9 protein-coding genes are annotated in these 7,281 nt (G+C 69.8%); 3 read left to right on the top strand and 6 right to left on the bottom strand.

The window, feature by feature from the left end; translation table 11 throughout:
• The coding region (locus tag ACOADB_RS20555) for a PucR family transcriptional regulator (protein ID WP_378602810.1) at nucleotides 1-600 on the top strand (600 nt) is incomplete at its 5' end.
• Nucleotides 601-609: 9 nt separating this feature from the next.
• On the top strand, nucleotides 610-1,329 hold the full coding sequence (locus tag ACOADB_RS20550) for a lysoplasmalogenase (protein WP_378602807.1): 720 nt from the start codon (nucleotides 610-612) through the stop codon (nucleotides 1,327-1,329).
• Here the strand turns inward: ACOADB_RS20550 and ACOADB_RS20545 are convergent.
• Entirely contained in the window at nucleotides 1,254-2,543 is a 1,290-nt protein-coding gene (locus ACOADB_RS20545; RefSeq protein ID WP_378602804.1) for a serine hydrolase domain-containing protein, read from the bottom strand. The two genes, ACOADB_RS20550 and ACOADB_RS20545, sit on opposite strands and share 76 nt — an antisense overlap.
• Before the next feature lie 78 nt (nucleotides 2,544-2,621).
• Here ACOADB_RS20545 and ACOADB_RS20540 point away from each other — a divergent pair, with 78 nt between their 5' ends.
• Nucleotides 2,622-3,419: a hypothetical protein gene (locus ACOADB_RS20540; protein ID WP_378602801.1), complete on the top strand. Its 798-nt coding sequence runs from the start codon at nucleotides 2,622-2,624 to the stop codon at nucleotides 3,417-3,419.
• Here the strand turns inward: ACOADB_RS20540 and ACOADB_RS20535 are convergent.
• The 5 genes from ACOADB_RS20535 to ACOADB_RS20515 all read right to left on the bottom strand — a co-directional run.
• Nucleotides 3,416-4,105 (bottom strand): histidine phosphatase family protein, encoded by a 690-nt coding sequence (locus ACOADB_RS20535; RefSeq protein WP_378602798.1) that lies wholly within the window; start codon nucleotides 4,103-4,105, stop codon nucleotides 3,416-3,418. The genes ACOADB_RS20540 and ACOADB_RS20535 overlap by 4 nt on opposite strands.
• Nucleotides 4,105-5,151 (bottom strand): phosphotransferase family protein, encoded by a 1,047-nt coding sequence (locus tag ACOADB_RS20530; protein ID WP_378602795.1) that lies wholly within the window; start codon nucleotides 5,149-5,151, stop codon nucleotides 4,105-4,107. Before ACOADB_RS20530 ends, ACOADB_RS20535 begins: the two co-directional genes overlap by 1 nt.
• A gap of 7 nt (nucleotides 5,152-5,158) precedes the next feature.
• A complete protein-coding gene (locus ACOADB_RS20525; protein ID WP_378602792.1) occupies nucleotides 5,159-5,908 on the bottom strand; it encodes an SDR family oxidoreductase in 750 nt (249 codons plus the stop codon).
• Nucleotides 5,905-6,690 carry an SDR family NAD(P)-dependent oxidoreductase gene (locus ACOADB_RS20520; RefSeq protein ID WP_378602790.1) on the bottom strand — a complete coding sequence of 262 codons (786 nt, stop codon included), beginning with the start codon at nucleotides 6,688-6,690 and terminating at the stop codon, nucleotides 5,905-5,907. Before ACOADB_RS20520 ends, ACOADB_RS20525 begins: the two co-directional genes overlap by 4 nt.
• Nucleotides 6,687-7,281, bottom strand: a 595-nt coding sequence (locus ACOADB_RS20515; RefSeq protein WP_378602789.1) for a hypothetical protein, incomplete at its 5' end; no start/stop codon positions are given. The genes ACOADB_RS20515 and ACOADB_RS20520, both read right to left, overlap by 4 nt.

Here is a 7,281-nt window from a genome sequence, read left to right as displayed (position 1 = left end):
CAGATCGCCAGCCGCCCCAGTCGCGCGGGCGTGGTCTGGGTGCGCTCCGGCCCGGCCGTCGCGGGAGCCGTGGTCCGCGCCAGCCTCCTGGCCGCCGCCACCGACATCGGCGGGCTCCTCACCGCGATCGGCCTCGGCCGCCGCGTCGACGCCCTGGACCGGGCCACCCGCGTCGCCGTCGGCCCCACCGTCGAAGGGATCGACGAACTGGCCCGCGCCTACCGCGGCGCCGAGGTCGCGCTGCGCGTCGCCCGGAACCGCGCCCCCGGAGAGGTCGTCGCGTGGCAGGGCCTCGGCCCGCTCGCCCTGCTCGGCGTCGCCCGTGACGACGACCTGTCCGCGGCGGTCATCGACCAGCAGATGCAGTCCTTCCTGGCAGACGCCGCGGTCGACGTACTCGAAACGGTGCGGATCTGGCTCGACGAGGCCGGCAGTGCCGGGCGTACGGCGGCCCGGCTGTCCGTGCACCGGCAGACCGTCTACCACCGGCTCGCCCAGGTCGAGAAGGCCACCGGATCGGACCTCTCGCGCGGCCAGGACCGGCTCCGGTTGCACCTCGCGCTCCACCTTGCTCCCTATCTGGGAGCGCGGAGGCCCTAGATTGCGCAGGTGCGCACCTCAACGAAGCTGAAGCTGGCCTTCGCGGCCCTTGCCGCCACCGACACCTGGCTCGCCGGCTCGAGCCGGCCGTCGGCGCACAAGGCGCGCTACGTCACCAAGCCCCTGCTCATGCCGGTCCTCGGCGCATCACTGGCGACGAACGAGAAGGCCGCCGGATCGCCGCTCCGCGCGACCACGCTCGCTGCACAGGCGGCCGGCTGGGGCGGGGACGTGCTCCTCCTGGGGCACAGCGACAAGGCGTTCGGCGCGGGCGCGACGTCGTTCGGGGTGGGCCATCTCGCCTACATCGCGGGCTTCCTGCGCAACAGCAGGGGCAGCGCGATGAAGGACAACAAGGTCGCGCTCGGTGTCGCGGGCATCTGGGCGGTCACCGCGCCCGGCGTGGCGTTCGCGGCGTACCGCAAGGACAAGGCGCTGGGCGCCACGATGCTCGGCTACTCCGCCACCCTCGCCGCGATGGTGGCGCACGCCAACCACCTCGACGCGTCGCTCCCCCGCAGGGCGCGCGTGCTGACCGCTGTCGGCGCCGCGACGTTCATGGCGTCCGACTCGATCCTCGGCGCACGCACCTTCCTCATCCCCAACCCGCCCGACCGGCTCGAGTCGGTCGTGATGGCGACCTACACCGCCGGTCAGTTCCTGATCGCCGAGGGCGCGGCCTTCCCGATCCGCCGCGGCACGTCGAGCCACCGCGTCACTTCCGGATAGATCGCCGCCTTGCCGGAGGTGATCAGCCCGACCGACAGCTCGCGTGCGGGATCGGCCCAGCCGAGGATGTTGATGTAGCCGAGGTGTCCGAAGGCGCCGGGTGCGTCGCCGAACAGCCCGACCTTGGGCGTGCCCAGCATGAAGCCGTAGCTGAACGGGATCGGCAGGGCCAGGCTGAGGTCGACCTCCAGCCGTGACTGCGGGAGCAGGGCGCGGCGGATGGTGCGTTCCTCGAGCACCCGGACGCCGTCCAGCTCGCCACCACAGCGCAACATCTCGAAGAACCGGCTGAGCTCTTCGGCCGTGCTCACGACGTTGGCGGCGGGCAGGATCCCGGTCAGGTAGCGGGGATCGTTGGAGATCCGGGTCGCCTCGTCGGGCGCGACACCACCCAGCGCGCGGGTCAGGAAGGTCGACACCGGCGGCACCGGCGGCGGGCCGGTCGGGTACGCCAGCCCCACCTTCGCCACGTCCTCGGGGGCGACACCGTAGTTGGTCCAGCGGAAGCCCAGCGGGTCGAGGATCCGGTCGGCCAGCACCTCCCGGATGCTCTGCCCGGTCACCTCGCGGACGACCTCGCCGAGCACGGCACCACCGGACACCGCGTGGTACGCCTGCCGCCGCCCCGGCCGCATCACGGCCCTGGAGTCGTACATGAGCTCGCGGTGGTACTCCCAGTCGTCGATCCGGTCCATGTCCAGCGCGCCCTTCGGCATCGCCGGAATCCCCGCACGGTGCGACAGCACGTGCGCGATGGTGATCCCTTCCTTGCCGTGCCGGGCGAACTCCGGGAGGTACTCCGCCACCGGGTCGGCGATGTGGAGCAGGCCCTCCTCGTCGAGGCGGTGGATCAGGGTCGCCGTCACGGCCTTGGCCGCGGAGAAGATGCAGAACGGCGTCTCCGGGGTGGCCAGCTCCTTCTCGGCGTCCGGCCCGTCGAGCGGCCCGTTGCCGCGCGCGTGCCCGATGGCCCGGTTGAGTACGACGACCCCGCGTCGGCGTACGCACAGGCTGATCGCCGGGTGGATGCCGCTGCGATAGAGGCCACGGACGCCGTCCCAGATCGTCTCGATCCCCTCGACCGTCATGTCGACCGAGGCGGGATCGGCCTCGTCGCCGATCGTCGTCACCGACGAGAGCGGGCGAGGGATCCGGGCGCGCCGCAGGGGGTCAGGGACCCGGGCCACGTCATGGAGGAGCACGGAACGGCGCATGGGCTCACCGTAGTGGCGGAGAGCTGATTGCCCCTAGGGTTGGGGCTTCCAGCACCAACTGATCTCGGGGGACATGTCATGGCCAAGAAGGTTGTCCGCGTCGAAAGCGATGCCAGGGACACGGGCGGCGCCACCACGGGCAGGGCCGACGCCGGCCCCACCTGGACGCCCACACCGGAGGCGAAGGGCAAGGCCACGAAGCTCCGCCTTGTCGCCGGCGGCCTGTGGGCGTTGGCCATCGGCGCCGAGGGATACGGCATCTTCGGCCTGCTGCGCCAGGACCCCGTGAAGATGGGGCTCCTGATCGGACTGATCGTCGTCATCGGCCTGCTCGCCGTCGGCGGATCGCTGCTCTGGAAGAAGGCGAACCGCCTCGACCCGGCGTCGAAGGCCGACACCGTCCGTTTCTTCGTGCAGAACCAGCTCGGCGCGATCATCACCGTGATCGCGTTCCTGCCGCTCATCGTGCTGATCCTGATGAACAAGGACATGAGCCCCAAGCAGAAGGCCCTGGCCGGTGGGCTCGGCGCGATCGTGATGATCGCCGCCGCCGCGGTCGGCGTCGACTGGGACTCCCCGTCGGTCGAGCAGTACACCGAGGAGACCAACCAGGTCGAGGACATCGTCGGCGACAACCTCGTCTACTGGACCGAGGCCGGCAAGGTCTTCCACCTGTGCCCCGAGGTCTCCGACCTCCAGCGTGAGTCCAAGGACAACAAGATCTACTCGGGCACCGTCGCCGAGGCGCACGAAGCGGGCAAGAGCCGCTTGACCAAGGAGATCGCCTACGAGTCCCGGATCTGCGGCTTCGACGACCCGGGCGACGGGCCGACGGACGCGCCCGCCGAGGACGCGCCCGCCGAGGACGCCAGCTAGCGGTAGGTCAGCAGTTCCCGGTCGTGCTCGACGTGGGTGTGGCTGTTGTACGACGACAGGTTCAGCCCGCTGCGCCCGTTGATCACCTTGGTGACCCCCGTGTTCACCGCGACCCGGTTCAACGACCCCCACAGTGACGCGTCGCCGGCCAGCATCAGCGATGCCGCCAGGCCGATCGGGCCACCGGAGCTGACCACGAGCACGGTCCCCTTCTCGGAGCCACGCTCGGCCATCCGCGCCAGCGCGCCCTCGACCCGGCTGGTGAAGGCGGGGAAGGACTCGGCGTACTCACCGTCGAAGCCGCCGCCGATCCAGCGGGCGGTGGCGTCCTCGAAGACGGCCTGGAACGCGGCCTTGGGGTGGCGGGTGCGCGCCAGGTCGGCCACCATCAGCGTGCGCGAACGGTAGAGCGGCTTGAACACCTCGACCACGTGCTGGAAGTCGAACTCGTCCCAGCCCGGATCGACCTCGACCGGGACGTCGAGCTCGAGTCCCTCGATGATGCCCTCGGCCGTCTCGCGGTGCCGGCGGAGCTCGCCGCGGATGATCAGGTCGGGGCGGATCTCGCGGTAGGCGAGCTCTCGCCCGAGCACCCGCGACTGCAGGTGGCCGAGGTCGGACAGGGCGTCGTAGTCCTTCTTGCCGAAGGACGCCTGCCCGTGCCGGACGAGGTAGCCGATCCGCATCAGCCGACCTGCTTGATGATCGTGAGGCAGCGGCGGTGCAGGACGTGCGAGGCGATCCAGAAGCTCTTGAACGCCGGGTTGCTCGTCTGCTTGTGGTGGTAGCGGTAGTAGATCTGCTGCAGGATCACGGCGAGCCGGAACATCCCGAAGACCTCGTAGAACGCCCATTCCTTGTCGGTGAGCTCGAACCCGGACTTCGCCAGGTAGTAGTCGACGACCTCCTTGCGGGTCAGCATCCCGGGCAGGTGCGTCGGCTGGCGGCGGAATTGGCGGAACAGCTTCGAGTCGTCGGCCTGCACCCAGTAGGACGTGACGGCACCCAGGTCCATCAACGGGTCGCCGAGGGTCGCCATCTCCCAGTCCAGCAAGGCGATCGGCCTGGTCGGGTCGGCTTCGTCGAGCACGACGTTGTCGAACCGGAAGTCGTTGTGGATCAGGCAGGTCGCGCGATCAGCGGGCTGGTTCTGGTCCAGCCACTTCATGACCTTCTTGTACGACGGCACGTTCCACGTCTTCGCCTTGCCGAAGCGGCCGATCCAGCCACCGACCTGGCGGGCGACGTACCCCTCGCCCTTGCCGAGCGTGGTCAGGCCCGCCGCCTCCGGGTCCACCGCGTGCAGGTCGACGAGCAGGTCGAGCACGTTGGTGCACAGAGCGCGCACCTGCTCGGGCGTCAGGTCGAGGCCCAGCTCCTTGCGCGGGATGTGGCCGGCCACGCGCTCCATGACGTAGAACTCCGACCCGATCACCGAGTCGTCCTCGCAGAAGGCGACCATCGGGGCGACGTACGGGAAGACCGGCGCGAGGGCGGACTGGATCCGGTACTCGCGGCCCATGTCGTGCGCGCTCTTGGCCTTGGTGCCGGCGGGTGGACGGCGCAGGATCAGGTCCTTGTCGTCGGTCTTCAGCAGGTACGTCAGGTTCGACGCACCGCCCGAGAACTGCCGCACCTCGCGGATGTCGCGCCCCAGCCAGGCGGCCACGGCCGCGACGTCGAAGGCGTCCTCCTCGCGGACCGCACTGGCCGCGCCGATCTCTTCACTCACTGCGCGCTCACACCAGCTTTCGTACGACGGACAGGGGCAGGTGCTTCATGGCGTGGCCCAGCGGCACCCACGGCCAGGCGGGGACGTACGCCTTGGCCTTGCGCTTCTCGATCGCGTCCACCATGGCACGCACGCCGGTCTTCGTGTCGACCATGAACTTCGTCTTCTGCTCGACCTTCGCGTTCATCTCCGAGCGGATGTAGCCGGGATAGATGATCGACACGTCGACGCCGGGGACGTTCTCGTTCTGCAGTCCCTCGGCCAGTGCCGCGACACCGGCCTTGGTGGCGGCGTACGTCGTGATCGTCTTGCGCATGCCGCGGATCGCGGAGATCGACGAGATCATCACGAGGTGGCCGCTCTTCTGGGCACGGAAGATCTCCATCGCCGCCTCGGTCTGCGCGAGCGCGGCGACGAAGTTGGTCATCGCGGTCTGGCGGTTCGCCTGGTAGCGCCCGGTGCCGAGCGGCGCGCCCTTGCCCAGGCCGGCGTTGATGACGACGCGGTCGACGGTGCCGAACTCCGTGGCGAACTCGTGGAAGACCCGGAAGACCGCGTCGTCGTCGTTCACGTCGAGCGCCTTGAGGACCACGCGCGCGTCCGGGTGGGTCGCGGAGATCTCGGCGGTAAGTGCCTCGAGTCGTTCCGTACGACGCGCACACAGGCCCAGGTCGTAGCCCAGATCGGCGAACTGACGGGCCATTTCCTCACCGAGCCCCGAACTGGCACCCGTGATGACGATCGTTCCCTTGCTCATGCCCCTGCTCCTGACTGGCCTTCGGTGATGGTCTTGATGCGAGCACCGAACTTGCGCTGCTCGCGGTCGTACAACGGTCGGGCGAAACGCTTGGTCCAGGCCGCCTTGCGGGCCGCCGGGTCCGGGAGGATCACCATCGCCTTCCTGTCGAGGCCCTTGAGGACCGCCGCCGCCACCTGTTCAGCGGTGTACGGCGACTTGTTGATCAGGCGTGCAGCGATGGCATCCATGGCAGCGTCACTGCCGGCCAGCGACTGGGCCAGCGGCGTCTTGATGAAGCCGGGGCACAGGGCGGTGACGTGGATGCCGTGCGGGTCCAGCTCGTAGGACAGCGTCTCACTGAGCGCCACCACACCCGCCTTGACCGCCGTGTACGACGACATGGCCGGCGGGTGCACGAGTCCCGCGAGGGACGCCGTGTTGAGGATGTGACCACTCCCCTGCGCCTTGAACATGGGCGTGAAGGTCCGGCAACCGCGGACCACACCGAGCAGGTTGATGTCGATGACCTTGCGCCACTCGTCGAGGCTCACGACGTCGATCCGCCCGCCCGTGGCGATGCCGGCGTTGTTGACCAGGATGTCGAGGCCGCCCCAGTTCTCCTCCACCCAGGCCAGGGCCGCGGCCCAGTCGTCGTCGGAGGTGACGTCGAGCCTGATGCCGTCGGGGACCTCGGTCAGGTCGGCCACGAGGACGTCGTCCCCGCGCGCCCGGAAGGCAGCGGCCATGGCCGCGCCGAGGCCCGAGGCCCCACCGGTGATCAGGACACGCTTCTTGCTCATCGGGTCTCCACTCCCTTGCTCCAACCGGCGTTCAGGTCCTGCAGCGTTGCATCCGGCACCGGCACGTCCCCGTCCAGGGCGAGGGAGCTGCCGGTGAAGTTGACGTCGTAGTCGGCGCCTCCCGTGGTGGTCGGCAGCCGCAGTGTCACGGGCGCCCCGACCTGGTCGACCTCCATCTCGGCCATGGCCAGGCCGAGGTCGTACGGCGCCGCACCCTTGACCGGGTACAGGTTGACATGGGCGAACTCGTCACCGGAGACGACGACGTTCGCACCCGCCCACTGCGGATCTGCCCACAGCGCGATGGCGAGGGTCCAGTCCTTGCCGCCGCCCTGCGGCTGGATCACCGAGATGTGCCGGCCGTCGACGTCCCCGAGGGTCCACGCAGACCCGACCTCGAGGTAGACGTCGGCCGCGCGCTCGCGCAGCAACCGGTCCAGCCGCTGGCCGTCGGTCGGGCTGGCCGCCTCGAACTCGAAGCGTCCGCCGTTCGTGACGCTGAGCAGGCCGGGTTCGTCGGCGAGGGCTTCCTCGACGACCTCGAGGGCATCGGCCCGGTCGTTGCGCGGGAGTCCGGCCTTGACGTCGTAC

The organism is Nocardioides sp. CPCC 206348 (assembly GCF_048654705.1).
Classification (GTDB): Bacteria; Actinomycetota; Actinomycetes; order Propionibacteriales; family Nocardioidaceae; genus Nocardioides.
Note: the sequence above shows the minus strand (reverse complement) of the source record. Positions and strands in the feature narration are given on the sequence as shown.

What these genes read in the sequence shown, in the direction of transcription:
- ACOADB_RS20520 (WP_378602790.1), bottom strand. Translation starts at nt 6,690, where the DNA reads ATGAGCAAGAAGCGTGTCCTGATCACCGGTGGGGCCTCGGGCCTCGGC.
- ACOADB_RS20535 (WP_378602798.1), bottom strand. Translation starts at nt 4,105, where the DNA reads ATGCGGATCGGCTACCTCGTCCGGCACGGGCAGGCGTCCTTCGGCAAG.
- ACOADB_RS20545 (WP_378602804.1), bottom strand. Translation starts at nt 2,543, where the DNA reads ATGCGCCGTTCCGTGCTCCTCCATGACGTGGCCCGGGTCCCTGACCCC.
- ACOADB_RS20540 (WP_378602801.1), top strand. Translation starts at nt 2,622, where the DNA reads ATGGCCAAGAAGGTTGTCCGCGTCGAAAGCGATGCCAGGGACACGGGC.
- ACOADB_RS20525 (WP_378602792.1), bottom strand. Translation starts at nt 5,908, where the DNA reads ATGAGCAAGGGAACGATCGTCATCACGGGTGCCAGTTCGGGGCTCGGT.